Source organism: Vibrio sp. 1069, from assembly GCF_033340555.1.
In genome coordinates this window covers 1-737 of record NZ_JAWOWP010000318.1, presented here as the reverse complement: position 1 = coordinate 737, position 737 = coordinate 1, and the positions used below count along the sequence as shown (strand labels likewise).

Below are 737 nucleotides of genomic sequence, written 5' to 3'. Positions count from 1 at the left end.
CGACCCATCTTGGTTGCGACTTAGCTGTTTTATTGGCGTATTGTTGCTGTGTACTCTTTGGGAAAACAAGCTCCCAAGAAAGACGCTCACCGTCAAACGTTCCTTTCGCTGGTTAAACAACCTCTCTTTGGTCGCCCTAAATAGCGCGATCATTGCATTAGTGATGCCTATCGCTGCGTTTCAAGCTGCGACCATTGCTCATGATCAGCAATGGGGACTATTCAATCTTCTGTCCCTGCCCGGTTGGTTAAATGTGTTGCTTGCTGTGATTGTTCTCGATCTCATCATCTATGTTCAGCACTTGGTTTTTCATCGCGTGAAACCGCTATGGAAAATTCATCGTATGCACCATGCCGATTTGGATATCGATGTCACAACTGGCGCACGTTTTCATCCAATTGAAATCATCATCTCGATGGTCGTCAAAATCGCCTCGGTATTCATTCTTGGCGTTTCACCTCTCGCGATTGTGGTGTTTGAGATCATTCTAAATGCGAGTGCGATGTTCAATCACAGTAACGCAAAACTTGCGTTATCTATCGATAAGAAACTGCGAACAGTCATTGTGACACCAGACATGCACCGCGTGCACCATTCGGTGATGGTGAAGGAAACCCATTCGAACTTTGGTTTTTTCCTTTCCGTTTGGGATAGATGGTTTGGAACGTATCGCGCACAACCAGCGCTTGGACATAACGATGTCGTGATTGGCGTGCCTGAGATCAGGGAAGCGAGCG

General features: G+C 46.7%; 1 protein-coding gene. It reads left to right on the top strand.

Annotated elements, in window-relative coordinates; all coding sequences use genetic code 11:
- Positions 1-737 (top strand): sterol desaturase family protein (locus tag R7040_RS26240; protein WP_318097548.1); only part of this gene is annotated, 737 nt, incomplete at both ends.